Here is a 25,954-nt window from a genome sequence, read left to right on the forward strand (position 1 = left end):
AGAGAAGCGGCTGCGTTTCATGTCCTGGTCCTCTCGATGGCCAGAACGAACTTCAAACCGGATTAGATCAGAGGGGCAAGGTCACGGCCGCAGGACCGTGCGCGAGGTTTCAATCACTGGAGCGACAATTGTCTGCGGACTGGCCATGGTCATGTCTCGGTTGTGTTGCCGGTGCCTAATGCAGGTCTTCCAAAAGTGGGGACAGCGACACGCACGAGACGGGAAATCCAAATCCGTTGCGAAAAACAAGAGCCAAGGCTGTGTAGATCATCTTCCAGGCTGATGTGAATCCTACCAGGCAGTGTTAGTTTTTCTCCAGTATTGGTTCAGGCGCGTTGGGTTTCGGCGCTGCCGTCCGACAGAGGGAAAACAGCATGGACACCACCGACCTTGTGCTTGCCATCTTCCATCATCTCCTGGTGTTTTCGCTGGCAGGCATCATCGGCGCCGAATTCGTCCTGATCCGCAGCGACTTGTCCGCCGCGACGCTGAAGCGGCTCGTCGGCATCGACCGCCACTACGGCATCGTTGCCATGCTGATCATCGTCGTTGGCATCGGCCGCGTCGTCTATGGTCTGAAAGGCTGGGAATTCTACGTCTACAATTGGATGTTCTGGGCAAAGATGGCCGCTTTCGCCATTGTCGGCCTGTTGTCGATTATCCCGACCATCCGTTTCCTGTCCTGGAACAGGCAGGCGAGCGTCAGTCCCGGCTTCCAGGTGCCTGCGGCGGAGCTGGCGTCCGTTCGCACCTATGTCCGCATCGAGGCATTGATCTTCCTGTTGATCCCGCTGTTCGCGGCGGCGATGGCGCGCGGCTACGGCTATTAGAATAGGTTGGACGAAGGGCATCGCACGGCCCAACCTTCCCACTCATTTGGGCGGACAGACGTGCAGTTTGCCGTTTGAGCCCGATTGTCATTTGTCGGGTTGCGCTAGTTATTGCTCCATCTACAGTTGGTTTTAGAGGAATCCGCGCAGCGGTTGGCATTCATATCCTGGGAGGAAACACGATGCGAAAATTCATCGCCGCGCTGGCTGTCGCTGCGGCCGCCATGATTTACCCGTCGGCCGCTGGCGCGCAGACCTACCCCGAACGCACCATCACCATTGTCGTGCCGTTTTCGGCCGGCGGCCCGACCGACACCGTCACGCGTCTTGTCGCGGAAGCTATGTCGAAAGATCTCGGCCAGCAGGTCATCGTCGAGAATGTCGGCGGCGCCGGCGGCACGCTCGGCGCGGGCCGCGTCGCGAATGCCGAGCCTGACGGCTACACGCTGCTCCTCCACCACATCGGCATGGCGACCAGTGCGACGCTATATAGGAATCTCGCCTACGACACGCTGAACGCGTTCGAATATGTCGGCCTCGTCACCGAGGTGCCGATGACCATTGTCGCCCGCAAGGACCTCGACCCGACCGATCTGAAGGGACTGGTCGACTACGCCAAGGCCAACAAGGACACCGTCACCGTCGCCAATGCCGGAATAGGCGCGGCCTCGCATCTGTGCGGCATGCTGTTCATGAGCGCCATCGGCACGCCGCTCGTCACCGTGCCCTACAAGGGCACCGGCCCGGCCATGACCGATCTTCTCGGCGGCCAGGTCGATATCATGTGCGACCAGACGACCAATACCACCAAGCAGATCCAGGGCGGCACGATCAAGGCTTATGCCGTAACCTCGCCGCAACGGCTAGACGTGCTGCCGGACGTGCCGACGACGATAGAAGCCGGCCTTCCCCAGGTGCAGGTCGGCATCTGGCACGGCATCTATGCACCCAAGGGCACGCCGGCCGAGATCACCGAACGCCTGTCGAAATCGCTGCAGGTGGCGCTGAAGGACCAGAACGTCGTCGCCCGATTTGCCGAACTCGGCACCAAGCCGTCGCCCGAGGCCGATGCCACGCCGGCCGCGCTCAAGGCCAAGCTGGAAAGTGAGATCGCGCGCTGGAAGCCGATCATCGAAGCGGCCGGCCAGTACGCCGACTAAAGGTTTTAACGGGGCGCCGCCAGCGCCCCGTTTTTTACACCGGCATCGGCACGCCCGTGAGGCGGGCCGGGAGGACGCCATGAAACCTTTCGCAATCGACAGAACCAACGGCATATGCGCCGCGGTGTTGATCTTTATTGGCGCCTTTTTCGCGCTGCAGTCGCTGAGCCTGGAAATCGGCACCGCCTTTCGCATGGGGCCGGGCTATTTCCCGCTGGTGCTGGCGATCGTGCTGATCCTGCTTGGCGCCGCCATCCTCGTCCAAGCGGTGCGTTTTGAGAGCGAGCCGATCGGTTACATTGCGTGGCGCGGCATGCTGTTCATCCTGCCCGCTCCGATCTTCTTCGGCCTGACGGTGCGCGGCCTCGGCTTCATCCCGTCGATCTTCCTGACGTCGCTGATCGCATCTTTCGGTAGCGGCCGTATGAAGCCGCTGACTGCATTCGTGCTGTCAGCCGGCCTGACGCTGTTCGCATTCGTCGTCTTCAGCTACGCACTCGGCCTGCCGTTTCGGCGTTTCGGCCCGTGGTTGCCACTGTCGTTGTGAGGAGATGAAATGGAACTCCTCAACAACCTCGCACTCGGCTTTTCGACGGCCACATCTTTGGTAAATCTCGGTTTCTGCCTGATCGGCGTTCTTCTCGGCACGCTGATTGGCGTCCTGCCCGGCATCGGCGCCACCGCAACCATCGCCATGCTGTTGCCGATCACCTTCCAGATCGGCGACCCGGTTTCCTCTCTCATCATGCTCGCCGGTATCTATTACGGCGCGCAGTATGGCGGCTCGACCACCGCCATTCTCATCAACATGCCCGGCGAATCCTCGTCGGCCGTCACCGCAATCGACGGCTATCAGATGGCCCGGAACGGCCGCGCCGGAGCAGCCCTGGCGACCGCGGCGATAGGCTCGTTCTTTGCCGGCACGGTGTCGACCTTCCTCGTCGCCATCTTTGCTCCACCGCTGACGGCGATAGCGCTGAGATTCGGCGCGGCCGAGTATTTTTCGCTGATGATCGTCGGCCTGGTCTCGTCCGTCGCGCTCGCCCACGGCTCGATCGTCAAGGCGCTGGCCATGGTCGTGCTCGGCCTGCTGCTCGGACTTGTCGGCACCGATATCTACACCGGTACGCCCCGCTTCACGCTCGGTATCCGCGAATATGCCGACGGGCTGAATTTCGTCGCAGTGGCGGTCGGCGTCTTCGGCGTCGCCGAGATACTGCGCAACCTCGAAAACGAGCATGAGCGTTCTGTGCTGATCCGAAAGATCTCAGGCCTTATGCCGACCCGCGACGATTTTCGGCGCATGGCGGCTCCCATCGTGCGCGGAACAATCATCGGTTCGGCGCTCGGCATCCTGCCGGGAGGCGGCGCGATCCTTGCCGCCTTTGCCTCCTACACCGTCGAAAAACGTGTCTCGAAAAATCCCGGGGAATTCGGCAAGGGCGCCATCGAAGGCGTCGCCGGACCGGAATCGGCCAACAATGCCGGCGCCCAAACCTCCTTCATCCCGATGCTGACGCTCGGCATTCCGGCCAACCCGGTAATGGCGCTGATGATCGGCGCGATGATCATCCAGGGCATCGTGCCCGGCCCCAATGTCGCCATCGAACAGCCTGCGCTGTTTTGGGGTATCATCACCTCGATGTGGATCGGCAATCTGATGCTGATCATCTTGAACCTACCGCTAATCGGGCTTTGGGTGAAGCTCCTTACCATCCCCTACTACGTGCTCTTCCCGATCATCATGGCGTTCTGCTCGATCGGTGTTTACAGCGTCAACACCAACGTCTACGACCTCTATGCTGTCGCCTTCTTCGGCTTGCTTGGCTACCTCCTGACCAAACTGCGCTGCGAACCTGCGCCGCTGCTGCTCGGCTTCGTGCTCGGCCCGCTGCTCGAGGAAAACCTGCGCCGCGCCATGATCCTCTCGCGCGGCGACCCGAGCACCTTCGTAACGCGGCCGATCAGCGCCAGCCTGCTCCTCATCGCGCTTGCCGTGCTCGTCATCGTGTTTCTCCCCGCGGTCAAGAAGAAGCGCGAGGAGGTGTTCGTCGAGGAGAGTTCCTGAATGTGGACGGAGCCACATAGGAGGAACTTCAGAGTCACTTGGCTGGCACTGATTCAGTAGCCGCCTCTACTGGCCCGAGCGGCGCGATCTCGACCAGCGGTGCAGGCACGCTGGTCGTCTTTTCCTTGGCCTTGCAGATATCGGCGATGACGCAGGCCGGGCAATCCGGCTTGCGCGCCTTGCAGACATAGCGGCCGTGCAGAATCAGCCAATGATGCGCATGCCGCATATATTCATCCGGAATGATCTTCAGGAAACCTTGCTCCACCTGTTCCGGCGTCTTGCCCGGCGCCAGGCCGAGCCTGTTGCCGATGCGGAAAATATGCGTGTCGACCGCCATCGTATGCTGGCCGAAGGCGACGTTTAGCACGACGTTGGCGGTCTTGCGCCCGACACCCGGCAGCTCGACCAGGTGATCGCGATCCTCAGGCACCTTGCCGCCATGGTCACGGATCAGCGCCTCGGACAGCGCTATGACGTTCTTGGCCTTGTTGCGCCACAGCCCAATGGTGCGGATATGGTCGCCGAGCTTGGCCTCGCCCAGCGCCAGTATCTTTTGCGGCGTGTCGGCAATTTTGAACAGCGCCCGCGTTGCCTTGTTGACGCCGGCGTCCGTCGCCTGAGCCGAAAGCACCACCGCCACCAACAGCGTGAAGGCGTTGATATGTTCGAGTTCGCCTTTCGGTTCCGGCCGCTGAACGGAAAAGCGCCGGAAAATCTCATGCACCTCGGCCGGGCTGTAAAGCGCCCGCGATCTCGCCGGCCGTGGACGCGGCTTGGCGTTCGAGCCGTCGCGGCGGCCGGGCAACAGGTCTTTTTTTAGCGCGGAAGAGTTTTTGGGCTTGGGGCTTGTCATTGCCCTCCTATAATATTCTGCAATGAGCGACACAAACGCCTCATTTCAGGCCGACGAGCCATTCTTCCAGGCGCTGCTGACACCGCACCGGTCGCTGGGCAAGACCGGCTTTGCCATACTGATGGGCGCGCTGCTGTTCGGGTGGCTGGTGACCGGAGCGTTTTTTCTGTCGCGTGGCGCCTGGCCGGTGTTCGGCTTCTTCGGCCTCGACGTGATCGCCGTCTACATCGCCTTCCGAGCCAATTATCGTGCCGCCCGAGCTCGCGAGGAGGTATCGGTGTCGCGCACCAGCCTCGACATCCGCAAGACTGCCCCGTCAGGCAAATCGGAAGCACACCGCTTCAATCCGTTTTGGGCGCGCTTTTCGATCGCCCGCCATGCCGAGATAGGCATCACCAGAATGGCGGTCGAGGCGCAAGGAAAAACCGTCTCGATCGGCGGCTTTCTCAACCCCGACGACCGCGAAAGTTTTGCCACCGCATTTTCGCGCGCTCTGGCGACCGCCAAGGCACGCTGAGCCAGCGTTTCAGAACCGATAGCGCAACAGCCTGCCGATCTTGCGCAATGCCGGAATGTATTTCCAAAGGCGAACAAACAGTTTCGCGAACCAGCGCATGCGAGCGGCATGTTCCGGCTTATAGGCGGGGATGTCCTCGACGAACCGCAGCTTCGGAACGGCTCGCTCCAATTCATGCGGGTTCTCGATGCTCCAATGGACCTCGGCGCCGGTGGCGCGGAAGGAGGAATTGAGGCGAATGATCTTCAGGCCCAGGCGACTATAGGCATCGAAAATCAGTTCGCCGCTCGAAAGATGTCCCACCAAACGAGAAAACAGTTGCTGCCCCTCCTTGACACCCAGGTAGGGAGTCAGGCCTTCCGCCACGACTATCGCCGGGCGATCCCGAGGCACTTCGTTCAGCCATCCCGGTTCGGTGACCGACGAAGCGATCAGGTGGTAGTGATCCCGCACGGGATAGAGCTTGCGCCTGAGCTCGATGACTTCGGGATAGTCGACGTCGAACCAGTCCACGCCGGCTGGCGGGTCGATACGGAATATGCGCGTATCGAGCCCACACCCCAGATGCAGTACGATGGCGTCAGGATTTCGGGCGACAAAGTCCTGAACGCAGACGTCCAGCGTCTTTGCCCTGATTGCCAGACCGATGCCGAGATTGTTGTCGACCTTGAGCCGTGAGAAATCATAGTCGATGTTGCGCACCGCCTCGTCGGCAAAGTAGTCCCTGAGCAGCGAATTGGGCAGCCGGCTCTCCAGCGCCTTGCCGTAAAGTGTCAAAAGCAAAGTCTCCTTTGCCCCGGTCAGGTTTACTTTTTCACCAGCCACGACCGTCCTCCCCATTCAAAGCCCAGCTCTATCTGGGTACATGCCGCGGGAAAGCAAGTTTCGGGTGGTGATCGGCGCCGCGAAGGACGATATTCGCACTCAAGGAGATACTGCCATGAACGCCCAAACGCCTCTCAAAACGACAGCAATCCTTCAGAAAGACATCACGCCTGAAGGTGGAGACTACGAAATCGTCCGTCGTGCCATCGAAAAGATCAGCCTCGACTATCGCGACCAGCCTTCGCTGGAGGTGCTGGCCGAGGAGGTCGGCGAGACGCCGACGGGACTGCAGAAGCTGTTCACCCGCTGGGCCGGCCTGTCGCCCAAGGCTTTTCTGCAGGCCGTCACCCTCGATCATGCGCGCAAACTGCTGGATGCCGGCATGCCGCTGCTTGAAACCTCGTTCGAACTCGGCATGTCCGGCCCAGGCCGGCTGCACGATCTGTTCGTCACCCACGAAGCGATGTCGCCGGGCGATTACAAGACCCGCGGCGCAGGGATCACTATCCGCTACGGCTATCATATCTCGCCCTTCGGCATCGCGCTGATCATGGTGACGGACCGCGGCCTTGCCGGCCTCGCCTTCAACGACCCCGGCGGCGAGCGTGCGGCCTTTGCCGACATGTCCAGCCGCTGGCCGAATGCGACCTATGTCGAGGACATGGCGGCGACGGCGCCCTATGCCGCGCGCATCTTCGATCCGTCGCTGTGGCGCGCCGACCAGCCGCTGCGCGTCGTCATGATCGGCACAGACTTCCAGGTCCGTGTCTGGGAGGCCTTGCTGCGTATTCCGATGGGCCAGGCCTGCACCTATTCCTCGATCGCCGCGCGCATCGGCGCACCGAGCGCCAGCCGGGCCGTGGGTGCCGCGGTCGGTGCCAATCCGATGTCCTTCGTCGTGCCGTGCCACCGGGCTCTCGGCAAGTCCGGCGCGCTCACCGGCTACCATTGGGGCCTGACCCGCAAACGCGCCATCCTCGGCTGGGAGGCGGGACAGGTCTCTTGAAGCGAGGCAAGGACCGCTAGGGTGACAAGCAGCGATCTTACGGAGTAGTTTCCCGCGCAATTAGAGTGATATGCGCTAGCGGGAGGCACTTCTTGATCGTCGTCATCGGCTCCATCAATCTCGACCTCATCGCCAGTGTCGACCGCTTGCCCGGTCCCGGCGAGACCGTGCGCGGCTCCGGTTTCGCCACTGCCCCCGGCGGCAAAGGCGCCAACCAGGCGCTGGCCACCGCCCGCGCCGGCGCCAAGGTGCGCATGGTCGGCGCGGTCGGCAAGGACAGCTTCGCCAGCGACGCTCTGGCGCTGCTGCGCGACGGCAAGATCGACCTGTCCGGCGTTGGCGAGACCTTTGCCTCGACCGGTACCGCGTTGATCATGGTCGGCGCCGACGGCGAGAACGTGATCGCCGTCGTGCCGGGCGCCAACGATTCGGTCGTGCCGGGTGATCTCTCCAAGGCTTTCCTGAAAAACGGCGATGTCGTGCTGTTGCAGTTGGAAGTCCCGCTGCAAACGGTCGAGACGGCGCTTGACGCGGCAAGGACGGCCGGCGCGACCACAGTGCTCAACACCGCCCCTTTCCATAGCGACGCGGCCAGCTTCCTCGGCAAGGCCGACTATCTCGTCGCCAACGAAACCGAGTTCGACCTCTATGGCGAGGCGCTGTCATTGAGTGGCCGCGACCGCCCGGCACGGATGCGCGACTATGCCGCGAGAACCGGCCGTACCATCGTCGTCACGCTTGGCCCGGACGGCGTTCTGGCGGCAACGCCCGACGATCTCCTGATGGTTCCGGCGCTGAAGATCACCCCGCTCGACACGGTCGGCGCCGGCGACACGTTCTGCGGCTATTTTGCAGCCGGGCTGGCAGCCGGCCTGCCGCTCGACCAGGCGCTTGCCCGCGCTGCCGCAGCCGGTTCGCTGGCCTGCCTGAAAGCCGGTGCACAGCCGGCCATCCCGCTGGCCAGGGACGTCGATGCCGCCCTGCAGAAATCTGCAGGCTAAAGCGGGATGACAGCCGTGCGCCCGACCACGAAGCATGCGGTGCCGCCCGCCGGCGACATCTGCCGCCTGTCTGCCGTGGAGCTTGCCGGGAAGATCAGGCGCCGGCAGCTTTCGGTGCGCGAAGTGGTCGCGGCATTCCTCGACAGGATCGAGGCGGTGAACCCGCTGGTCAACGCTATCGTTTCATTGCGTGAGCGTGCCGACATCCTGCGCGAGGCCGACAGCGCTGACGCCCATCTGGCGCGAGGAGGAGGTATCGGATCGCTGTTCGGCCTGCCGATCGCGATTAAGGATCTTGCGCTGACAAAAGGCCTGAGAACCACCTTCGGCTCGCCGATCTTCGCCGATTTCATGCCTGAGGAAGACGATTTCTTCGTCGAGCGCGTCCGCAAGACCGGTGCCATCATAATCGGCAAGACCAACGTTCCCGAATTCGGGCTCGGCTCCAACACCTACAACACCGTGTTCGGACAGACGCTCAACGCATTCGACCCGGCGCTGACCGCCGGCGGCTCGAGCGGCGGCGCGGCGGTCGCGCTGGCGCTCGACATGGTTCCTGTTGCGGATGGCAGCGATTTCGGCGGTTCGCTGCGCAATCCCGCTGCCTACAACAATGTCTATGGCTTCCGCCCGTCGCAGGGATTGGTGCCGGCTGGCCCTGACCTTGATGTGTTTCATGCGCAGATGGGCGTCGAAGGGCCGATGGGCCGTAACGTGCGCGACATGGCGCTGCTGCTCGACGTGCAGGCCGGCTATCATCCTCGCGCGCCGCTGTCGCATGATAAGCCAGGCTCGTTCCTCGAAGAGCTGGAAGCACCGGCGGCCAGCGGGCGTATCGCCTGGCTCGGCGATCTCGGCGGCCATCTGCCGGTTGAAGCAGGCATTCTACAGCTTTGCGAGGCAGCACTCGGCCGGTTCGCGGATGTATCCTTCGAGGCCGAGCCACTGATGCCGGAATTCGACTTCGAAGCGCTGTGGCAAGCCTTTGTAACGCTTCGCCAGGCGAGCAGCGGTTGTGCCCTCAAGGCGCATTACGATGATCCCTTGAAACGCAGTCTGCTGAAGCCGGAGGCTGTTTGGGAGGTGGAACAAGCGATGCGCCTCACCGCGCCGCAGATCCACGCCGCCACGGTGAGGCGCTCGTCCTGGCACCGAGTGCTGCTGTCGCTCTTCGAGCGTTTCGATCTGATTGCGCTGCCAGCCGCACAGGTCTTTCCCTTCGATGTCGTCACCCACTGGCCAAGGGAAGTGGCTGGGCGCGCCATGGACAGCTATCATCGCTGGATGCAGGTCTCAGCGCTCGCCACGCTGGGCGGCTGCCCGGCGGTCAACGTACCGGCGGGCTTCGACGCCAGGGGCGGGCCAATGGGCATGCAATTGATCGGGCGGCCGCGCGGTGACCTCTCCGTGCTGAGGGCGGCTGCCGCCTACGAGGCAACGCTGCCATGGCAGCCCGGCGCCTGCTGAAATCAGCTCCGTATTGTCTGCGCCTCGCCGACTTGCACGCAACTCATCGCCATGCATTGATCGCGACAGCGCGCCGCACGAGCGGCATTCTGCGGAGGGAAAAAAATGTCGCTGGAACTCTACGCCACCTATGTCGTCGCCTGCGTCGTCATCATCCTGGTGCCGGGGCCGACGGTGACGCTGATCATCGCCAACAGCATCCGCCACGGCTCGCGCGCCGGCCTCGCCAATGTCGCCGGCACCCAGGCCGGGCTAGCCATCATGATCGCCATCGTCGGCATCGGATTGACTTCGCTGATCGCGGGCATGGGCCACTGGTTCGAATGGGTCCGGCTGATCGGCGCCGCCTATCTGATCTGGATGGGCGTGCAGATGTTCCGCTCGAAAGGCAAGCTTAACGCCGACGGATCGGCAAAAAAGCCGCGTGGCGGCTTCTTCTTGCAGGGGCTGCTGGTGGCGATCAGCAATCCAAAGACGCTGGTGTTCTTTGGCGCCTTCTTTCCGCAGTTCATCGCGCCTGAAGGCAATTACGCATTACAGATCGGCGTCATGGGTCTCACCGCCATGATCTTCGCCGCAGTGTCGGATTCGACCTATGCGCTGGCCGCCGGCCGCGCCGGACGCCTGCTGTCGGCCGGCCGCGTCAAGCTGCTTTCACGGATCAGCGGCAGCTTCCTGGTCGGCGGCGGCCTGTGGCTGGCGTTTTCCAAGGCAAAGTAACAGCCGCGAGCCCGGCGACGCCAACAGCAACATCCTGGAATAGGAAGGCCGATTGAAAGTCGGCCTTCAGGCCACCACATGGATCAACAGCTGGGGATTCATGTCTATGCCGTGGACTTACGCGGATTTGAAAAGGAACGCGTTTGGCGTGATCCTGATCGGTGCTTTGTTTGTGGCCGTGTTTGCCTTGGATCCGCACAAGTGGGCGAATGACGCCAGCCCGATCCGCTCCGTGGACCCAATCGACGCAACCGTCAAAAGTGCCCATTGGGGCAAAGACCAGAGTGTCTATATGCTGGTCCTGGAAGACGGTTCATCTGTTTTCATCGACGACGACCTCCCGCATCTGATCGGCTCGCGCGTCGGCATCGAGCGCGTAACGCGCGACAATGGCTTCGTCTTTTACCGGTTTGCAAATTGAACGACGATCGATCGATAAGCTGTTTTCAAGGTGAAGCGAGTGACGAGGCTTTTTCGGGGAATCGCTCTTGAACAAAGCCCCTACGCTACTCAACTCTAAAGTATGGGGCTGACAAATCTTTCTCTTAGAACCCGCATTCTTTTGCTTCGGGAAGAATTTCGCGACAGAGTTGTTGGCATCCCAATCTTGTGCGCGCTCGCTCTCGCGATCGCTGTGCCGATTGTAACAAGACAGAACAGTCCGATCACGGGCACACAACTCGTAGGAGGTACCGTCGAAGATGTTGCGACACTGCCTCTAAATCCGAAGGGTTCCGTCGGCCATGGACTTTATTATAGATATGAAGTCCGCCTCCATGACGGCAACGCTCGGATATTTGTCGATGGTGAGGTGGAAACACCCCACATGATCGGATCGGGAGTCTCTATCGAACAACAACATCGCCAGGACGGCACCAACACCTACCGCTTGCTCAACGACTGAGCGGCCCTAAAGCCGCCCCAGCCTCTCCAGCAACAGCTCGAAAAACGCATCATGGTCGATGTCACGCATCACCATGGCGTTCTTCGGCCGCTTGGTCACCCCCCACCAGTCGATCACCGTCATGCCCATGGTGAGCTCCGAGGCGGTTTCCACGCTGACATTGCAGTTGCGGCCCTTGAACAGCTTTGGCTTCAATAGGTAGGCGATGACGCAAGGATCGTGCAGCGGGCCGCCATCGGTGCCGTATTTCTCCTCGTCGAAACGTTCGAAGAATTCCAGCATGTCCGCGGTGGCCGTGCCGACCCTGGTGCCGAGCTTGCGGAAGGCCTTCGTGCGCTTGGCGGTGGTCAGCGCCTTGTGGGTGACATCGAGCGGCATCATCACGATTGGAATACCGGATTTGAACACGACATCGGCGGCATGCGGGTCGACATAGATGTTGAATTCGGCGGTCGGCGTGACATTGCCGCCCTCGAAGAAGCCGCCGCCCATCAGCACGATCTCCTTGATGCGCGGTGCGATTTTCGGCTCGCGGATCAGCGCCAGCGCAACGTTAGTGAGCGGCCCGAGCGCGCACAGTGTGATCGTGCCGCTCTCCTCTCTCATCAGCGTCTCGACGATGAAATCGACCGCATACTCGTCCTGCAGCTTCATCTTTGGTTCGGGCAGTTGCGGTCCGTTGAGGCCGGTCTTGCCATGCACTTCTTCGGCGGTGACCAATTCGCGCGCCAGCGGCCGGATGGCGCCTGCATAGACCTTGACGTCCGGCCGGCCGGCCAGCTCACAGATCTTGCGGGCGTTTTTTTCGGTAAGTTTCAGCGGCACGTTGCCGGCCACCGCGGTGATGCCGACGATCTCCAGCTCGGTGCTGCCGAGCGCCAGCAATATGGCGACGGCATCGTCCTGGCCGGGGTCAGTGTCGATGATGATCCTGCGGGATTGGGGCATTTCAATTCCTTGTTTTGGCAAGTCTTTTTGGGCGGGACGAGTGACGGCTTGAAGTCTGCCGGGCGACGGACCATATCAAGACCATCGGGAAAAATGCCATCCGGGTTTTTCCACTTTATGTCGCTCTTAAGAGGACACTGTAACATGAGCCGAATGACGCCTTTTTCCAGCCCGCTTCTCCTCGGTTTCGATTCCATGGAAAAGACGCTGGAGCGCCTGGCAAAGTCCGGTGACAGCTATCCTCCCTACAACATCGAGCGCCTCAGCGGTGCCGACGGCAAAACCGAAAGGCTGCGTATCACGCTCGCCGTCGCCGGTTTCGCGGAAAGCGATCTCGATGTCACAACGGAGGAGAACCAGTTGGTCGTGCGCGGCCGTCAGAACGACGACACCGAGCGCGAATTTCTCCACCGCGGCATCGCCGCGCGCCAGTTCCAGCGCTGTTTCGTGCTGGCTGACGGCATGCGGGTGATTGCGGCGGAATTGAAGAACGGCCTTCTGTCGATCGATCTCGATCGGCCGGAATCCGAACGGCTGGTACGAAAAATAAACATATCGGTGAAAGACTGATTTTTGCCGATAGCTCTCATGCGGGATGGCCTTGAGCGGCGTCTCGCGGCAAGGAGGCTTGAAATGACCAGAACTAACGAAAATATCATCATGACCAGCGGCGAATTCGCCCATCTCGGCGAAGGTTCAGTCGCCTATCTCAGGAAAGTGTCGAGCGACGATCTGCGCGGCCGGTTCCCGGGTCTCGGCGAAATCGCCCCCGGGCTGGAACTGTGGGCCCTGTTTGCCGCCAATGGCCAGCCGATCCTGCTTTCGGACGCTCGCGACCGGGCACTGGCTGGCGCGCTGGAAAACGACCTGACCCCGGTCGCCATCCACTAACGGCGCCATCCACTGACAAATACGGCGCAGCGATCTGGTTGGAAACGCACAGGGCCGCTCACGGCGGCCCTTCAACGGATTTAGTCTTAATCAAAACCTCAGGCGGCGTGCGAGGCCTGCGTGTCTGACAGCAGCGCATGGATGGCCACGGCGTCGCGCGTGCCCCTGATCTTGGCGACCGTGTCGGCGTCGCGCAGCACCCGCGCGATGCGCGACAGCGCCTTGAGATGGTCGGCGCCGGCACCTTCGGGGGCCAAAAGCAGAAACACCAGGTCGACCGGCTGATCATCGAGGGCTTCGAAGTCCACCGGTGTCTCCAGCCGGGCAAAAACGCCGGCGATCCGCTTCACCCCGGCCAGCTTGCCGTGTGGAATGGCGATGCCGTTGCCGACGCCGGTCGAGCCGAGCCGCTCGCGTTGCAGGATGGTGTCGAACACCTCTCGCTCCGGAATGCCAGAAATCGCCGCCGCCCTTTCGGACAGCAGTTGCAGCAATTGCTTTTTGGAGTTCGCCTTCAACGCCGGCATGATTGCCGGAACGCTGACGAGATCGCTCAGATCCATGCTTGAAATCCCTTGTTCGCCTGCCGTCGCCAGTCCCCACGCTCGCGTGCGGCTGGTCTTTACCCCTGCGCGACCTTGGCCGTGGACGGGTCGATCCAGCCAATATTCCCGTCCGGCCGGCGATAGACGATGTTGAGATGGTCGTTTCCGGCATTGCGGAAGACCAGGACCGGGCTGTCCTTGGTATCGAGTTCGATCACCGCTGACGCCACCGACATGGTCCGCAGCGTCATGGTCGATTCGGCGACGATGGCCGGCGCGAAATTCTCCGGTATGTCCTCCTCGTCGTCGGCAAGCGGCGCCATCACCGTATAGGCGACGTCGGTGAGCTCGCCGTTGCTATTGCCTGAATTGTGCGACTTCAGCCGGCGCTTGTAGCGCCTGAGGCGCGTTTCCAGACGGTCTGCCGCGGTATCGAAGGCAAGCGTTGGATCCTGGGCATCGCCGGTCGCCTGCAGCGAAGCACCGGAGTCCAGCCGGATCATGCAATCGGCCGTGTAGCGCGACCCCGATTTGACGACTACGATTTGCCCTGAAAAGCCCCGATCGAAATATTTCCCGATCACTTCCCCGACACGGTCGTTGATGCGCGTACGGAACGCATCGCCGATATCCATGTGTTTTCCCGATATGCGCAGTGTCATCTGAAAACTGACCTTCCTTGCTCAGGCTTCAAACTGTCCCGAGTTTATACTCGTGGTCCGCGCGCACAAGCTTTTGCGGCGTCACTTGCGCCGATTTTAGATCCGAACTTTCCGGTTGATCACAAGCCGCCTTCTTGGCCGTCCCGTGGCCTACGTCGTGACGGACCATCTCTCGTGCGGGCATCGGCGAACTCAAATCCACTCGCCAGCCCGTCTCATGCGGGCGGGCTTCTAGCCACTTCGTTGCCGCTTGTCAATGAAGGGCGAAAGCTGTGGAAATTCCGCCGGAGCTCAACGGCCGGCACTGGCCAAAGCGCGTTTTTCGCGCCGCCGCTGCACCGACGAGGGTATGTTCATGCCTTCCCGGTATTTGGCCACCGTGCGCCTGGCGATGTCGACGCCGCTTTCCCGCAGCATGTCCACGATGGCATCGTCGGAAAGCACATCGACGGCTTTCTCCTCGTCGATCAGCTGCTTGATGCGGTCACGCACCGCTTCCGACGAATGCGCATCGCCGCCACCTGACGAAGCGATCGAGGCGGTGAAGAAATAGCGCAGCTCGAACACACCGCGCGGCGTCAGCATGTATTTGTTTGCCGTGACCCGGCTGACCGTTGATTCGTGCATGCCGATGGCGTCCGCCACCGTGCGCAGGTTGAGCGGCTTCAGGTGCCGCACGCCGTGGACGAGAAAAGCGTCCTGCTGGCGCACGATCTCGGAGGCCACCTTGAGAATGGTCTTCGCCCGCTGGTCGAGGCTGCGTGTGAGCCAGTTGGCGTTCTGCAGGCATTCGGCGAGGAAATCCTTTTCCGCCTGGTTTTTCGCATGTGGCGTGACCTGGGCGAAATAGATGTGATCGACCAGCACGCGCGGCAGCGTCTCGGCGTTGAGCTCGACCGTCCAGCTGCCGTCATTGGCTGCGCGCACCTCGACGTCGGCCACGATCGCATCGCTGGCACCGCGCGAAAACGCCATTCCCGGCCGCGGGTCGAGCGCCCGGATCTCGGCCAGCATGTCGAGCAGATCCTCCTCGTCGACGCCGCAAATCCGCTTCAGTGTCTGGAAATCGCGCCTTGCCAGGAGTTCGAGATTGGCGATCAGCGCCTTCATCGCCGGATCGAGCCGGTCGCGCACGGCAAGCTGCAGCAACAGGCATTCGGCGAGGTCGCGGGCGAAGATGCCGGCGGGCTCAAATGTCTGGCAGACCGCCAGGACCCTCGCCACCGCCGTGGCGTCCGTGCCGAGGCGGGCCGCGATCTCGGCCATGTCGGCACGCATGTAGCCGGCCTCGTCGAGGCCGTCGGCAAGCTCGCTAGCGATCAGGCGCGCCACCGGATCGGCAAAGGCGAGCGCCACCTGCTCGCCGACATGGTCGCGCAGCGTGATGGCAGCCGCCGCCATATCCGCGACATCGAAGCCATCGGAGGAAGAGGTGGAACCGTTGCCGGACGCCGATTTCCATTGCGCCGTCAGGTCGGGCCCGAGCCGCTCGCTCGTACCCGGATCGTCGGGAAACAGGTTTTCCAGCGACGTATCGAGCTTTTCCGAAATCGCCTCGGCGGTCCACGCCGTCTCCGCCTCGAACCAGTCGCCGTCGGCAGCCGGTTCCGATGCCGCCTCGCCCTTCTGCGCCTGGTCGCTGGCGGCGTCCTCCTGCGGTTCGGCGCGTTCCAGCAGGGGATTGCGTTCGATCTCGTCGTCGATGAAGCGTTCCAGCTCGAGATGGGTGAACTGGAGCAGGCGGATCGACTGCATCAGCTGCGGCGTCATCACCAGCGACTGCGACTGTCGTAGCTGTAGTTTTGCCGCCAACGCCATGGTTCGGTTTCAAACGCTCCGTCTACGCACCCGCACTGCTGGAAGGAATTTTCCAGGCCAGCATAGAAACTGGCCCGGCTTTTGCTTGTCAAGGCGAGGAGCGGTAAAACTCGCCTGCCGGCGCGTTTTCAGGCAGAAAATTGAAGAAAAAGCTGCTGGACTACGCCGGAAATCCCGCTCGAACCGGAATTTCGCATTTAGAGCGTAAATCCCTCGCCGAGATAAAGCCGCCGCACATCGGCATTTGCGACCACTTCGTCGGCTCGGCCATGGGTTAGCACCTGGCCGGCATGGATGATGTAGGCGCGGTCAATCAGGCCAAGTGTCTCGCGCACATTGTGGTCGGTGATCAGCACGCCGATGCCACGCGCCGTCAAGTGGCGCACGAGCTGCTGGATGTCGGCGACGGCGATCGGGTCGATGCCGGCGAACGGTTCGTCGAGCAGCATGTAGGCGGGGCGCGTTGCCAAGGCGCGGGCAATTTCGAGGCGTCGCCGCTCACCGCCGGAGAGCGACAACGACGGAGCCTTGCGCAGATGGCTGATATGGAATTCCTCGAGCAATTCGTCGAGCAGGCGCTCACGCTCCTTGCGGCTCTTTTCGACCACTTCGAGCACGGCCCGGATGTTTTGCTCGACATTCAGGCCGCGAAAAATCGAGGCTTCCTGCGGTAGATAGCCGATGCCGAGACGGGCGCGGCGATACATCGGCATCGACGTGACGTCGAAACCGTCGATTTCGATGGTGCCTTCATCGACAGGCACCAGGCCGGTCACCATGTAGAAACAGGTCGTCTTGCCGGCGCCGTTGGGGCCGAGCAGCCCAACCGCCTCGCCGGCGCGCACGCCCAGCGTCACGCCGCTGACGACCTTGCGGCCCTTGTAGCTTTTGGTCAGCCCCTTGGCGATCAAAGTTCCCTTGAACTTTGCCGCTTCGACGGTGACCCTGGCCGGTGCCGCAAGTTTGCTGGCGGCGCGCCCTGGAAGACGCGCCAGCAGCGACGATATGCCGGTCATCAGGGTTTCGCTGCTCCGGACTTCGCCGGCGGCGTGATCGACATCATGACGCGGCCGCCACAAGCGTCGACCTGGGCAAGGCCGCTCTTCATCTGCACGGTAAGCTTGCAGCCGACAAGCACGTTGTCGCCTTGCGAGAGCACGACCTTGCTGCCCGAAAGCACCAGCACTTCGGTCTTCATGTCGAAGGTGCCGCGGTCGCCGGTGGCAACCTGATTGTCCGATTTGATGTAGACCTTATCGTCGACCTCGAGATGGTCGATGTTGGCGGATCCGGTCATTGCCGCGGCACCCGCGGGCTGGGCGCCTTTGGCGGCGCCTGCATCCCTGACGTAATAGACCGTCATTTTGCCGGCCTTGAGCACGGTTGGACCCTGGACGACGTTGACGTTGCCGGTGAAGACGGCGACGCTTTCCGCCTGGCGCACCTCGAGCTTGTCGCTTTCGATCTGGATCGGCTTGTCGCCCGACAGCCTGAGACCGGACATTTGGCTGGTGGCACTGGATTGCGCCAGAGACGGCGCCGTCCCGAAGGTCAGCCCCAAGGGCAACCCGAGCGTCAACGCCGAAATCGCGGCGAGGCGCCGTGCCGAACTACTGAACCGCATTGGTCTCTCCGCTCTTTGCCTCTGCCGCCTTCAAACTGGCGGGATCGATGTCGACGCGCACCTTGCTCTCGAAAACCAGGACCTTGCCATTATCCTGGACCGACATCGAATCCGCCCTGATCCGCGACCCGCCGCGGCTGACATCGACGGGCTCGCTTGTCTTCATAGTGCCTTCGCCCATGTCGAGATAGACTGATTTGAATTTTGCCACCACACCATCCGTGGTCGACACGGTCACGTCGCTGGTCAGGCTGAGCGTGTTGCCGTCGCGATCGTAGGTGCCGTGCGTGGCATTGATGGCGGCCGTGTTGTCGGCCGCAATCGGCAGCTTGGCTTTGATGCCTTCCAGATCGATGATGCCCTGTTTGCTGACATCCTGTATGGCGCGCAGGGCTGTCATCGAATAGGGCAGGTTCTGTTTGGTGAAGCCGTTGAGCTTGGGGTTGGCCATCACCAGCTTGCCATCGGCAAAGGCGCCGCCGTCGGCCTGCACCTCGATTGCAGCGGGAGCCATGAGATAGGAATAGACCGGAAATGCGACCGCGATCACGGCAGCGACCAGCGGCACGGCCAGCTTGAGGATCCGGACCCGGCGCGAATGACGCTGCGCAATGTCAAACGCATCGCCCCGCGCCCGGCCTGCGGCCTTGGGAGCCAACTCCGTCTCGGTGTTGGTCGGTTCGATTGGTCCCGCTAACATGACTGCTTCTTCTAAACCCCTGCCCGCCAAGCCGCCCTATAGGTGGGGTGCCGGCGCCCTCAAGCAAGCACAAGCCGAGGAAAACCGCAAAAATGTGACAGCCGCCCCTGTACAATGAAAATGGCCCCAGCGCAGCCTGTACCTCATACCAGATATGGGCGCACAGTGTTAGAGCCTGTGGAACGTGACAGGTCGAGGCTCGCCGCGAATGCCTAACGGCCTTTGGCGCAAGGTCGTTAGGAAACGGTAGCCGGGCGCGAATGGTTGCTTTAAAAGCATCTGCTCCCACCGACTACGAGGCTGACCATGGCATTGAGAGCCGACGACCTGATCGACCGCCGCCGCTTGCGCCGCAAGCTGACGTTCTGGCGTGTTGCGGCGATTATCGTCGCCGCAGCCGGACTGATCGCCTTCTCGGCGTGGATCTATGGTGACGACTTCACCGGCGCGGCTGTCGACCACATCGCCAAGGTCAAGATCGAAGGTACCATCACCGAAGACGAAGAACTGATCAAGCGGCTGGAGGCCATCCGTCAGTCGCCGCGCGTCAAGGCTGTGATCCTGTCGATCGATTCACCCGGCGGCACCACCGTCGGTGGCGAGTCGATCTATGAGGCAGTGCGCAAGCTCGCCGCCGACAAGCCGGTGGTGGCCGAGGTCGGCACGCTCGCGGCTTCGGCGGGCTACATGATCGCCACTGCGGCCGACCATATTGTCGCACGCAAATCCTCGATCGTCGGCTCGATCGGCGTGCTGATCCAGTACCCGGACGTCAGCGGCCTCATGGACAAGCTCGGCGTCAAGCTGGAGGAGGTGAAATCCTCGCCCTTGAAGGCCTCGCCTTCTCCCTTCAAGCCGACCAGTGACGATGAGCGCGCCATGGTCCGCAAGCTCATCCTCGACAGCTACGACTGGTTCGTCGGCATCGTCGCGGAGCGCCGCAACATGACCAAGCCGGAGGCGCTGGCGCTCGCAGACGGGTCGATCTTCACCGGCCGGCAGGCGGTCACCAACAAATTGATCGACGCGGTCGGCGGCGAGGCCGAAGCGATCGACTGGCTTGCAGGCAAGGGTGTCGATGCCAAGCTCAAAGTGGTGGAATGGAAGGACACGGAAAAACGTGGTGGTTTCCTGTTCTCCAAGGCGATGGCGCAAACCGTCGGTGCTGCGCTTGGCCTGCCCGGCCAAGGCGGCGACGTCCTTCACGAAATTGGAGCGGACCGCTTGTTTCTTGACGGTCTCGTTTCCGTCTGGCACCCTTGAGAAACCGCTTGGGACGAGTGAAAAACCAAATAAAATCATTCTGATAATTTCGGCGGCACTGCTTTTACGGGGAGCCTTTTCATGATCAAATCCGAACTTGTGCAGATCATCGCCACGCGTAATCCGCATCTTTTCCTGCGCGACGTCGAAAACATTGTCAGCGCCATCTTCGATGAAATCACCGACGCGCTTGCCGAGGGCAACCGGGTCGAGTTGCGCGGCTTCGGCGCGTTTTCGGTGAAAAACCGCCCTGCCCGCACCGGCCGCAACCCGCGCACCGGCGAATCTGTAGAGGTCGAGGAGAAATGGGTACCGTTCTTCAAGACCGGCAAGGAATTGCGTGAAAGGCTGAACGGAGGCAAATAGGCGCGGCGCCAGCCACCGCTCCTGCCTTTTCTTCCGAACGGAAAAACATGTTCAATCGCTTCATTCTCATCGTGGTTTTCGTGCCGCTGGCCGTCATCCTGATTGCGCTGGCCGTCGCCAACCGCGAACCGGTGGCCTTCACGCTCGATCCGTTCAATCCCGGCAATCCGGCGCTGACGCTGACCGTGCCGCTCTTCATTTTCCTGTTCCTGGCGCTGGCCATCGGCATGATCGTCGGCAGCTTGGCGACCTGGATCAAGCAGGGCCGCTACCGCAAGCTGGCGCGCCAGCGCGGCGCCGAGGCCGAGAACCTGCGCCAGGCGGTCAGCCGCGCGCCCGCCGCGTCGCAGGGCCCGGCCTTGCCGAAGCCGACGAACTGAGCCGCGGCTCGGGCCTGAAGCAGAACCGGCCTAGTTTTCCACGGAGCCTTTCATGCTGACCATTTCCGCCGCCGAGGTCGACCGCGCGCTGACCTTTTCCGGGCTGGTCGAGACGTTGCGCGCCGCTTTTCGCGATGGCGCCGTGCAGCCGGTAAGGCACCATCACACGGTCGAGCGGCCCGACGGCGCCGCCTCGACGCTGCTCTTGATGCCGGCCTGGACCGACTTCAACGCAGCCGGCACCTCGGCCGATGGCCATATCGGCGTCAAGATCGTCACCGTGTCGCCCAACAACAATGCCGTCGGCAAGCCGGCGGTGATGGGGCTTTACCTCTTGCTCGACGGCGCCACCGGCGAACCGCAGGCATTGATCGATGGCCAGCGGCTGACGCAGTGGCGCACTGCCTGCGCCTCGGCGCTGGCCGCCTCCTATCTGGCCCGTGAGGACGCATCGCGGCTGCTGGTGGTCGGCGCCGGCGCGTTGTCGCCATTCCTTGCAAAGGCGCATTCGGCGGTGCGTCCGATCAGGAACATCCGCATCTGGAACCGCACGCCGGCCAATGCCGAAAAGGTCGCGGCAAAATTGCGTGCCGAGGGTTTTGCGGCCGAAGCAGCAGGCGATCTCGACGCCGAACTCGGAAAGGCCGATATCGTATCGTCAGCGACCATCACAACCATGCCACTGATCAAGGGGGCACTGTTGAAGCCCGGAACCCATGTCGATCTGGTCGGCGGCTTCACGCCGGCGATGCGCGAAAGCGACGACGACGCGATTGCACGCGCCCGCGTCTATGTCGACACCCGTGCCGGCGCCACCAAGGAAGCCGGTGACATCGTCCAGCCGCTGGCCTCCGGCGTTCTGAAGCCGGAAGCCATCGTCGCCGACCTTTATGAACTCACGCGCGGCCAGAAAGAAGGCCGGCAGAGCGACGACGAGATCACGCTGTTCAAGTCGGTTGGCGCGGCCCTCGAGGACCTCGCCGCCGGCATTGCCGTGTATCGGGCAAGTGTAGGGCAGTAGGGCAGTAGGGCAGTAGGGCAGTAGGAAACCGTGCTAATCGTGCGGCGCCGCGCCTAGTGCTACTTTGCTCTCGCCTACTCCCCTACTCCCCTACTGCCTTACTCCCTTTGCCAATAAACCCGCAGCCGGTGGTTGTCCGGATCGAGCGCGACAAACGTGCGCCCGAAATCCATGTCGGTCGGCGTCTGGAGAATTTTCAGCCCGCGTCCGGCCCAGTCGGCGTGAGTGGCATCGATGGCATCCGGCGTGTCCAGCGCAAAGACGATCTCGGCGCCGCCGCCTGCTGCTGCGGCGGCCGGCTCCACGGTATGACGCGACCAGAGGCCGAGCTTGAAGCCGTTGTCGAGCACGAACAGCACGAAGGTCGGCGAGGTCTCGACCGGCTGCCGCCCAAGCAGCGCGCTGTAGAAGGCGCCGCTTTGCTCAGGCTTGTCGACATAGAGGATGACGAAATTGGGCGGTGTCATGAATTGCTCTCCAGATGGTTTCGACTGGAGGAACATAGCTTACGCCACTGCCAGATTCTGGCAGCAGTCCAACTGAGCAGCAGCCTTAGCTTGGCGTGTCGAGCGTCGCCCGCCATTCTTTGAGCAGCACCTGACGGCGGCGCGGATAGCGCATCCCGGTGGCATTGAGGCCGGATATCCGATCGGCGCGAAAGTGCCTGAAATCCTGGCGCATCTCGCACCAGGCCGCGACGACGCGCACCTTGTCGAAGAAGCCGAGTGCGAACGGCCAGACGGTGCGCTCGGAGGCAGCGCCGCCGGCGTCGCGATAGACAAAGCTCAGCTTGCGCTCCTCGCGGATGGCCTGCCGCACCACGCCGAGATCGATGCCTTCGGTGGCCTCGGTGCGCGACCCGACCAGCAGCGTCGAGGCATCGAGTTCTTCGCGCAAATCGTCCGGCAGCACCGCGGCGATCTTGGCTAGTGCGTCGGTGGCGGCGTTCGCAAGCCGCCAGTCCGGCTGCTTGGCCACCCAGCGCGAACCGAGCACGATGGCCTCGATCTCCTCATCGGTGAACATCAAGGGCGGCAGCATGAAACCTGGCCTGAGCACGTAACCCAGCCCCGCCTCGCCCTCGATCGGCGCGCCCTGCCCCTGCAGCGTGGCGATATCGCGATAGAGCGTGCGGATCGACACACCCATTTCGCCCGCAAGGCTGCGGCCGCTGACCGGCCGGCGATGCCGGCGCAGGATCTGGATCAGGTCGAGCAGGCGTTCGGCGCGGGACATGGATCATGACCTGGTTTCAATCACGATAGAGCCCCGGCACTTTCGGCGGCAAGCGACATGGTGGCGAACGGGAACGTCTGCGCCCTGACGCCGTTGTCTGGCCATTATGGATATACGCGGTTTTCTGTTGTTCTGGTCGGTTTTGACCGCCACCATCGCTGCGCTCAGCCTCGGACCTTCCTTCGCCCATGTGCTGGAATCGGTGCCGCGGCTGACCAGATGGCCGCCTTCGCTCTGGCGTGACACCACTGTCTTCAACGCTCAGTTCCAATTCTTCGCGATTTTCGGCGCACCGCTGGACGTGGCGGCGATCGTCTGTCCGGGCCTCCTTGCCTGGATGCTGCGCAGCGATCGCCCGGCATTCTGGTGGGTCTTGGCCGCCGCCGTGCTTTATCTGATGGCCCTGGTGGCGTGGTTTACCCTGGTCAAGCCGGCAAACGATGTCCTGGCCACCTGGGTGCCTGGACCGGTCCCCGACAATTTCGAAACGATCCGGAGCCGCTGGGAAAGCGGTCATTGGTCGTCACCGGCTTCAAGGCCGTTGGTTTCATAGCGCTCGCAATCGGCCTGGCGTCGATCAGGCGCGGCTGATCCGGTTGCGCACGTCGGCAGCCCTTTTGTTGCGCCGGTCAATGTGCTGTGGCAGAAGCGGCCGAGCCGCCTTCCGGAGATGCGCCTTCTTGAAACCTTTTCGCGACAAACGCCGCGACAGCCGCCCGCCCGCGAAGGGCGGGGCGGAGCAGCCGCGGCGGCGCGACGCCGGCCTGACCGCCGGTTCGGAGGCTAAACTGCAGGACCGGTCCGAGCCGAAAGCCGCGCCGCGCCTGCTCTCGCGCCGCGATGGCGCGCTGCCTGCCGAACATCTGCCGCTGATCCTCGAGGTCGGCCCCAATCAGGACTACGCGCTGCTCGACAGCGGCGCCGGAGAAAAACTCGAGCAATACGGCCCCTACCGCATCGTTCGGCCGGAGGGCCAGGCGATCTGGCAAAAGGCTTTGCCGGCCAGGGACTGGGAGCGCGCCGACGCCATTTTCACCGGCGATACCGACGAGGAAGGCATCGGCCGCTGGCGCTTCCCCAAGACGCCGCTCGGCGAGACCTGGCCGATGAAGCACGACGGCATCGACTATCTCGGCCGCTTCACGTCGTTTCGCCATGTCGGCGTCTTTCCCGAGCAGGCCTCGCACTGGGATCACATGGCCGGGCTGATCGCGGCGGCAAAACGGCCTGTGAAGGTGCTGAACCTGTTCGGTTACACCGGCCTTGCCTCGCTGGTGGCGGCGCGTGCCGGCGCCGAGGTCACGCATGTCGATGCTTCCAAGAAGGCGATCGGCTGGGCGCGCGAAAACCAGGAGATGGCGGGCCTGTCGCAAAAGCCGATCCGCTGGATCGTCGACGATGCCGTGAAATTCGCCGAACGCGAGGAGCGCCGCGGCAGCCGCTACGACATCATCCTGTTCGACCCGCCCGCCTATGGCCGCGGACCGAAGGGCGAGGTCTGGCAGCTGTTCGAGGACCTGCCGGCGCTGACCGATATCTGCCGCGCGATCCTGACGCCGAAGCCGCTCGCCGTGGTACTGACCGCCTATTCGATCCGCGCCTCTTTTTTCGCCATCCATGCCCTGATGCGCGACACCTTCGCCGGCATGGGCGGCACGGTCGAATCGGGCGAATTGATCATCCGCGAGAAATCCGCAGGCCGGGCGCTGTCGACCTCGCTTTTCTCACGCTGGGTGGCTTGAATGAGTGCGTACGAACGGCACGCGGGCGCGCCAGGGCAGGTGAAGGAAGTCACCAGCCTCGCCAACCCGCTGGTCAAGGACATCAAGGCGCTCGCGCTGAAGAAATTCCGCGACCAGCAGAATGCGTTCATGGCCGAAGGCCTGAAGCTGGTCATCGACGCGCTCGATCTCGGCTGGTCGATCAGGACATTGGTCTTCGCCAAGGCCGGACGTGGCAATGCGGCAGTCGAAAAGGTCGCGGCGCGCACGGTCGCCGCCGGCGGCACCGTACTTGAAGTTTCAGAAAAAGTGCTGATCGCCATCACCCGCCGTGACAATCCGCAAATGGTCGTCGGCGTGTTCTCGCAGAAATTGCTGCCGCTGAAAGATATCGGCGCCCGTGACGGCGACGTCTGGGTGGCGCTCGACCGCGTGCGCGACCCCGGCAATCTCGGCACCGTCATCCGCACGGTCGACGCTGTCGGCGCCAGAGGCGTCATTCTGGTCGGCGAGACCACCGATCCCTTTTCAGTCGAGACGGTGCGCGCCACCATGGGCTCGATCTTCGCCGTGCCGGTCGCCAAGGCGACGCCCGAGGCTTTTCTCACCTGGCGAAAGAGCTTCCCCGGCCTTGTCGCCGGCACCCATCTGAAGGGTGCGGTCGACTACCGCTCGGTCGATTTTTCAAAAGGCCCGGTGCTTTTGATGATGGGCAACGAGCAGCAAGGCCTGCCTGACGAGCTTGCCGCAAGCTGCGACAAGCTGCTGCGGATACCGCAGGCCGGCCGCGCCGATTCGCTTAACCTTGCGGTGGCCACCGGCGTCATGCTGTTCGAGATCCGGCGCGGCGCGCTGAAACTCGGCCCGGAGGACGCCGGATCGTGACATCTCAAACTGTGAAACTGCAAACTATGAAGTCCTGGAGGCCGTATGCTCTTCTGGTCATCGCCGCGATAGCGCTCGACCAGTGGCTGAAATACCTAGTCGAAACCGGCCTTGCCTTTCAGGAACGGCTCGACCTGCTGCCGTTCCTGGCGCTGTACCGCACCTATAACACCGGCATCGCGTTCTCGCTGTTTTCGTCCTTCGGCGACACCGGCCTGGTGGTTGTCGCGGTTCTGGTGGTCGCCTTCGTGCTCTATCTTGCGGCCCGCACGCCGCCCGGCCACCTGCTTGCCCGCATCGGCTTCGCACTGATCGTCGGCGGCGCACTCGGCAACCTGATCGACCGCGCTGCTTATGGCCATGTCATCGACTATGTCCTGTTCCATACGCCGGTCTGGTCCTTCGCCGTCTTCAACCTCGCCGACGCCTTCATTTCGGTTGGTGCCGTGCTGGTCGTCTTCGACGAACTCATTGGCTGGCGGCGCGGAACGTCGAGCGATTGACCTCATTCGCCTGGCGCCGCACATTCCGATCTGCAAG

General features: G+C 62.6%; 31 protein-coding genes. 20 read left to right on the forward strand and 11 right to left on the reverse strand.

The annotated features are described in order from the left end of the window. The first annotated feature begins 374 nt into the window (after nucleotides 1-374). The 4 genes from NKH21_RS07625 to NKH21_RS07640 all read left to right on the forward strand — a co-directional run bounded on the left by NKH21_RS07625 (nucleotide 375) and on the right by NKH21_RS07640 (nucleotide 4,058). Entirely contained in the window at nucleotides 375-830 is a 456-nt protein-coding gene (locus tag NKH21_RS07625) for a DUF2214 family protein (RefSeq protein WP_352863884.1), read from the forward strand. A 182-nt stretch (nucleotides 831-1,012) separates the two neighbouring features. Next, a complete protein-coding gene (locus NKH21_RS07630; RefSeq protein ID WP_352863885.1) occupies nucleotides 1,013-1,990 on the forward strand; it encodes a tripartite tricarboxylate transporter substrate-binding protein in 978 nt (325 codons plus the stop codon). Between the two features lie 79 nt (nucleotides 1,991-2,069). Further along, nucleotides 2,070-2,537: a tripartite tricarboxylate transporter TctB family protein gene (locus tag NKH21_RS07635; protein ID WP_352863887.1), complete on the forward strand. Its 468-nt coding sequence runs from the start codon at nucleotides 2,070-2,072 to the stop codon at nucleotides 2,535-2,537. Nucleotides 2,538-2,546: 9 nt separating this feature from the next. Further along, entirely contained in the window at nucleotides 2,547-4,058 is a 1,512-nt protein-coding gene (locus NKH21_RS07640) for a tripartite tricarboxylate transporter permease (RefSeq protein WP_352863889.1), read from the forward strand. 34 nt (nucleotides 4,059-4,092) lie between these two features. On the opposite strand, the gene nth is transcribed toward NKH21_RS07640, so the two are convergent. Then, the gene (gene nth, locus NKH21_RS07645; RefSeq protein ID WP_352863891.1) at nucleotides 4,093-4,914 is read right to left on the reverse strand and encodes an endonuclease III; all 822 of its coding nucleotides are present in this window, start codon (nucleotides 4,912-4,914) and stop codon (nucleotides 4,093-4,095) included. Between the two features lie 22 nt (nucleotides 4,915-4,936). On the opposite strand from nth, the gene NKH21_RS07650 reads away from it, so the two are divergent. Then, on the forward strand, nucleotides 4,937-5,431 hold the full coding sequence (locus tag NKH21_RS07650; RefSeq protein WP_352863892.1) for a DUF2244 domain-containing protein: 495 nt from the start codon (nucleotides 4,937-4,939) through the stop codon (nucleotides 5,429-5,431). Nucleotides 5,432-5,440: 9 nt separating this feature from the next. Here the strand turns inward: NKH21_RS07650 and NKH21_RS07655 are convergent, their stop codons facing one another. Beyond that, the gene (locus NKH21_RS07655; RefSeq protein ID WP_352863894.1) at nucleotides 5,441-6,256 is read right to left on the reverse strand and encodes a class I SAM-dependent methyltransferase; all 816 of its coding nucleotides are present in this window, start codon (nucleotides 6,254-6,256) and stop codon (nucleotides 5,441-5,443) included. Between the two features lie 115 nt (nucleotides 6,257-6,371). Here NKH21_RS07655 and NKH21_RS07660 point away from each other — a divergent pair, with 115 nt between their 5' ends. The 5 genes from NKH21_RS07660 (at nucleotide 6,372) to NKH21_RS07680 (ending at nucleotide 10,871) form a co-directional block, all read left to right on the forward strand. Continuing rightward, nucleotides 6,372-7,262, forward strand: a complete 891-nt coding sequence (locus tag NKH21_RS07660; protein ID WP_352863896.1) for a methylated-DNA--[protein]-cysteine S-methyltransferase — start codon at nucleotides 6,372-6,374, stop codon at nucleotides 7,260-7,262. A gap of 92 nt (nucleotides 7,263-7,354) precedes the next feature. Beyond that, nucleotides 7,355-8,263 carry a ribokinase gene (locus NKH21_RS07665; protein ID WP_352863898.1) on the forward strand — a complete coding sequence of 303 codons (909 nt, stop codon included), beginning with the start codon at nucleotides 7,355-7,357 and terminating at the stop codon, nucleotides 8,261-8,263. Nucleotides 8,264-8,269: 6 nt separating this feature from the next. Then, complete coding sequence (locus NKH21_RS07670) at nucleotides 8,270-9,730, forward strand: amidase (protein ID WP_352863900.1); 1,461 nt, start codon at nucleotides 8,270-8,272, stop codon at nucleotides 9,728-9,730. A gap of 105 nt (nucleotides 9,731-9,835) precedes the next feature. Further along, nucleotides 9,836-10,450: a LysE family translocator gene (locus NKH21_RS07675; protein WP_352863902.1), complete on the forward strand. Its 615-nt coding sequence runs from the start codon at nucleotides 9,836-9,838 to the stop codon at nucleotides 10,448-10,450. A 52-nt stretch (nucleotides 10,451-10,502) separates the two neighbouring features. Continuing rightward, nucleotides 10,503-10,871: a hypothetical protein gene (locus NKH21_RS07680; protein ID WP_352863904.1), complete on the forward strand. Its 369-nt coding sequence runs from the start codon at nucleotides 10,503-10,505 to the stop codon at nucleotides 10,869-10,871. A gap of 489 nt (nucleotides 10,872-11,360) precedes the next feature. On the opposite strand, the gene NKH21_RS07685 is transcribed toward NKH21_RS07680, so the two are convergent. Beyond that, nucleotides 11,361-12,302 (reverse strand): nucleoside hydrolase, encoded by a 942-nt coding sequence (locus NKH21_RS07685; RefSeq protein ID WP_352863906.1) that lies wholly within the window; start codon nucleotides 12,300-12,302, stop codon nucleotides 11,361-11,363. Between the two features lie 144 nt (nucleotides 12,303-12,446). On the opposite strand from NKH21_RS07685, the gene NKH21_RS07690 reads away from it, so the two are divergent. Next, nucleotides 12,447-12,872 (forward strand): Hsp20 family protein, encoded by a 426-nt coding sequence (locus NKH21_RS07690; RefSeq protein ID WP_023675270.1) that lies wholly within the window; start codon nucleotides 12,447-12,449, stop codon nucleotides 12,870-12,872. Between the two features lie 63 nt (nucleotides 12,873-12,935). Next, nucleotides 12,936-13,193: a BQ00720 family protein gene (locus tag NKH21_RS07695; RefSeq protein ID WP_023675269.1), complete on the forward strand. Its 258-nt coding sequence runs from the start codon at nucleotides 12,936-12,938 to the stop codon at nucleotides 13,191-13,193. Between the two features lie 98 nt (nucleotides 13,194-13,291). Here NKH21_RS07695 and ptsN read toward each other — a convergent pair whose 3' ends face one another. The 6 genes from ptsN to lptC all read right to left on the reverse strand — a co-directional run bounded on the left by ptsN (nucleotide 13,292) and on the right by lptC (nucleotide 18,542). Continuing rightward, nucleotides 13,292-13,756 carry a PTS IIA-like nitrogen regulatory protein PtsN gene (ptsN, locus tag NKH21_RS07700; protein ID WP_023675268.1) on the reverse strand — a complete coding sequence of 155 codons (465 nt, stop codon included), beginning with the start codon at nucleotides 13,754-13,756 and terminating at the stop codon, nucleotides 13,292-13,294. A gap of 59 nt (nucleotides 13,757-13,815) precedes the next feature. Further along, nucleotides 13,816-14,400, reverse strand: a complete 585-nt coding sequence (gene hpf, locus NKH21_RS07705; RefSeq protein WP_023675267.1) for a ribosome hibernation-promoting factor, HPF/YfiA family — start codon at nucleotides 14,398-14,400, stop codon at nucleotides 13,816-13,818. A gap of 291 nt (nucleotides 14,401-14,691) precedes the next feature. Then, on the reverse strand, nucleotides 14,692-16,218 hold the full coding sequence (gene rpoN / locus NKH21_RS07710; protein WP_352863909.1) for an RNA polymerase factor sigma-54: 1,527 nt from the start codon (nucleotides 16,216-16,218) through the stop codon (nucleotides 14,692-14,694). Nucleotides 16,219-16,415: 197 nt separating this feature from the next. After that, entirely contained in the window at nucleotides 16,416-17,234 is an 819-nt protein-coding gene (lptB, locus tag NKH21_RS07715) for an LPS export ABC transporter ATP-binding protein (RefSeq protein WP_292664962.1), read from the reverse strand. Then, nucleotides 17,234-17,842, reverse strand: a complete 609-nt coding sequence (locus NKH21_RS07720) for an LptA/OstA family protein (protein ID WP_292664963.1) — start codon at nucleotides 17,840-17,842, stop codon at nucleotides 17,234-17,236. Before NKH21_RS07720 ends, lptB begins: the two co-directional genes overlap by 1 nt. Continuing rightward, nucleotides 17,829-18,542 carry an LPS export ABC transporter periplasmic protein LptC gene (gene lptC, locus NKH21_RS07725; protein WP_352863911.1) on the reverse strand — a complete coding sequence of 238 codons (714 nt, stop codon included), beginning with the start codon at nucleotides 18,540-18,542 and terminating at the stop codon, nucleotides 17,829-17,831. Before lptC ends, NKH21_RS07720 begins: the two co-directional genes overlap by 14 nt. A gap of 306 nt (nucleotides 18,543-18,848) precedes the next feature. Between lptC and sppA the strand changes: the two genes are divergently transcribed. From sppA to lhpI, 4 genes are all read left to right on the forward strand, one after another. Next, nucleotides 18,849-19,805, forward strand: a complete 957-nt coding sequence (gene sppA, locus NKH21_RS07730; protein WP_352863913.1) for a signal peptide peptidase SppA — start codon at nucleotides 18,849-18,851, stop codon at nucleotides 19,803-19,805. Between the two features lie 81 nt (nucleotides 19,806-19,886). Beyond that, complete coding sequence (locus tag NKH21_RS07735) at nucleotides 19,887-20,171, forward strand: integration host factor subunit beta (protein ID WP_023675261.1); 285 nt, start codon at nucleotides 19,887-19,889, stop codon at nucleotides 20,169-20,171. 47 nt (nucleotides 20,172-20,218) lie between these two features. After that, nucleotides 20,219-20,551: a LapA family protein gene (locus NKH21_RS07740; RefSeq protein WP_352863915.1), complete on the forward strand. Its 333-nt coding sequence runs from the start codon at nucleotides 20,219-20,221 to the stop codon at nucleotides 20,549-20,551. A 52-nt stretch (nucleotides 20,552-20,603) separates the two neighbouring features. Next, nucleotides 20,604-21,572, forward strand: coding sequence for a bifunctional Delta(1)-pyrroline-2-carboxylate/Delta(1)-piperideine-2-carboxylate reductase (lhpI, locus tag NKH21_RS07745; RefSeq protein ID WP_352863917.1), 969 nt, complete (start codon nucleotides 20,604-20,606; stop codon nucleotides 21,570-21,572). Nucleotides 21,573-21,670: 98 nt separating this feature from the next. Here the strand turns inward: lhpI and NKH21_RS07750 are convergent, their stop codons facing one another. Both NKH21_RS07750 and NKH21_RS07755 read right to left on the reverse strand, forming a co-directional pair. Then, nucleotides 21,671-22,039: a VOC family protein gene (locus NKH21_RS07750; RefSeq protein ID WP_352863919.1), complete on the reverse strand. Its 369-nt coding sequence runs from the start codon at nucleotides 22,037-22,039 to the stop codon at nucleotides 21,671-21,673. Nucleotides 22,040-22,124: 85 nt separating this feature from the next. Then, a complete protein-coding gene (locus tag NKH21_RS07755) occupies nucleotides 22,125-22,808 on the reverse strand; it encodes a helix-turn-helix transcriptional regulator (protein WP_352863921.1) in 684 nt (227 codons plus the stop codon). 106 nt (nucleotides 22,809-22,914) lie between these two features. Between NKH21_RS07755 and NKH21_RS07760 the strand changes: the two genes are divergently transcribed. The 4 genes from NKH21_RS07760 (at nucleotide 22,915) to lspA (ending at nucleotide 25,917) form a co-directional block, all read left to right on the forward strand. After that, nucleotides 22,915-23,361, forward strand: a complete 447-nt coding sequence (locus NKH21_RS07760; RefSeq protein WP_352863923.1) for a DUF1772 domain-containing protein — start codon at nucleotides 22,915-22,917, stop codon at nucleotides 23,359-23,361. 127 nt (nucleotides 23,362-23,488) lie between these two features. Then, the gene (locus tag NKH21_RS07765) at nucleotides 23,489-24,550 is read left to right on the forward strand and encodes an RsmD family RNA methyltransferase (RefSeq protein WP_352863925.1); all 1,062 of its coding nucleotides are present in this window, start codon (nucleotides 23,489-23,491) and stop codon (nucleotides 24,548-24,550) included. Further along, nucleotides 24,551-25,414, forward strand: a complete 864-nt coding sequence (locus tag NKH21_RS07770; protein ID WP_352863927.1) for a TrmH family RNA methyltransferase — start codon at nucleotides 24,551-24,553, stop codon at nucleotides 25,412-25,414. A gap of 26 nt (nucleotides 25,415-25,440) precedes the next feature. Then, nucleotides 25,441-25,917, forward strand: coding sequence for a signal peptidase II (gene lspA, locus NKH21_RS07775; RefSeq protein WP_352863929.1), 477 nt, complete (start codon nucleotides 25,441-25,443; stop codon nucleotides 25,915-25,917). Nucleotides 25,918-25,954 lie beyond the last annotated feature (37 nt).

It is taken from the genome of Mesorhizobium sp. M1329 (assembly GCF_040318035.1).
In the GTDB taxonomy this organism is placed as follows: domain Bacteria; phylum Pseudomonadota; class Alphaproteobacteria; order Rhizobiales; family Rhizobiaceae; genus Mesorhizobium.